Here is a 1,204-nt window from a genome sequence, read left to right as displayed (position 1 = left end):
CATGTCTGTTGTGCTCCTCGAAGTCTGGTACGTAAAAAGGGCTGCCCTGAGCAGTATGGATGCTCCGGCCGCCGGTCGGCTCACGCCGTTGCTACAAATGATTATGCATGATGATGCAATCTCATTCATAACCGGGGGGTACAGCCTCGGACCTACGCCGGTGAAATAGCCGATCACCTGCGACGACACCAACGCAGCCCTTGGCGAGTACTCTCAGCTATGAGACGCTGGTCACAGCAGATAGCCATCAGGTCGGGACCGAAGGAGAGCCATCATGCAGTCGCTACGTGATTTCGCCGAGGCCAACTACGACCTGATCGGAACGGTTGTCATCGGACTCGGGAACCTCAGCCTGACGGTGGCCAAGGCTGTCATCGACCTCGGCACTCCCCTGCTCCAGGGATTCTTCGCCTGACTCACCGACCTCGAATCCAGGGAGCACATCATGGATGAAGTCCTGCAGTTCCTCTCCGACAATTACGAGGCAGGCGCCGCCCTCGGCCTCTATGTCGGCCGTGCCGTCTTCGAGATCACCGCCCCACTGACCCTGCTGATCCTGAACTTCCTCAACTCCTGACTCCTCACCTGTGGCACTCTGGGAGAGCACTATTCGGCTCGCCACACGTGAGGACGAACAAGATGCTCCACTACATCGCGCAGGAATTCTCGACCCTCGGCAACGGTGTTCTCGATGTCGGTAGAGCAGTCGTCGAGCTGGTCCAGAACATCATCGACATCGCCACGCCGAATAATCGCGGTGGCGGCGCGGGCGGCGGGCAGTACCCGTTCAACTGAAGACCACATCCCAGCTTTCGGCGTGAGTTACCGCTGAGGGCATAGTCACGCGGCTAGTGTGCGAATCATGACCGACGATGTGCGGCTCGATGTCGGCTCCGCGGGTCTCACGATCGCCCCCGGCGACGGCGGCGCGATCCACAGCCTGACCGTCGACGGCACCGAACTGCTCCGGCAGGATCCGGGCACCGGCTGTTTCGTCATGGCGCCGTGGGCAGGTCGGCTCGGCGACGGCGAACTGACCGTCGGCGACCACACGTATCAGATGCCGATCAACAACCCGCCGCACAGCATTCACGGCACCGCCCGCGACGGAGTGTGGGAGGTGGTCGCGGCCTCGCCGACCGAGGCGACGATCAGCCATCGCCTCGGTGATCCGTGGCCGTTCGCGGGCACGGTCACCCAGACG

At 62.1% G+C, this 1,204-nt stretch carries 3 protein-coding genes and 1 pseudogene; all 4 read left to right on the top strand.

All coding sequences use genetic code 11. The annotated features are described in order from the left end of the window. Positions 1 to 274 precede the first annotated feature (274 nt). Complete coding sequence (locus ACFWF3_RS36505; protein WP_266287497.1) at positions 275 to 415, top strand: hypothetical protein; 141 nt, start codon at positions 275 to 277, stop codon at positions 413 to 415. A gap of 30 nt (positions 416 to 445) precedes the next feature. After that, positions 446 to 577 carry a hypothetical protein gene (locus tag ACFWF3_RS36500; protein WP_255284563.1) on the top strand — a complete coding sequence of 44 codons (132 nt, stop codon included), beginning with the start codon at positions 446 to 448 and terminating at the stop codon, positions 575 to 577. A gap of 62 nt (positions 578 to 639) precedes the next feature. Next, positions 640 to 795 carry a hypothetical protein gene (locus ACFWF3_RS36495; protein WP_378994231.1) on the top strand — a complete coding sequence of 52 codons (156 nt, stop codon included), beginning with the start codon at positions 640 to 642 and terminating at the stop codon, positions 793 to 795. 67 nt (positions 796 to 862) lie between these two features. Continuing rightward, a pseudogene (locus ACFWF3_RS36490) lies at positions 863 to 1,204 on the top strand (aldose 1-epimerase); the annotation flags it as partial.

The sequence above is a fragment of the Nocardia sp. NPDC060220 genome (assembly GCF_042727815.1).
Classification (GTDB): Bacteria; Actinomycetota; Actinomycetes; order Mycobacteriales; family Mycobacteriaceae; genus Nocardia.
Note: the sequence above shows the minus strand (reverse complement) of the source record. Positions and strands in the feature narration are given on the sequence as shown.

Bases quoted from the DNA above. Each gene is read 5' to 3' on its own strand.
- ACFWF3_RS36505 (WP_266287497.1), top strand. From the start codon at position 275: ATGCAGTCGCTACGTGATTTCGCCGAGGCCAACTACGACCTGATCGGA.
- ACFWF3_RS36500 (WP_255284563.1), top strand. From the start codon at position 446: ATGGATGAAGTCCTGCAGTTCCTCTCCGACAATTACGAGGCAGGCGCC.
- ACFWF3_RS36495 (WP_378994231.1), top strand. From the start codon at position 640: ATGCTCCACTACATCGCGCAGGAATTCTCGACCCTCGGCAACGGTGTT.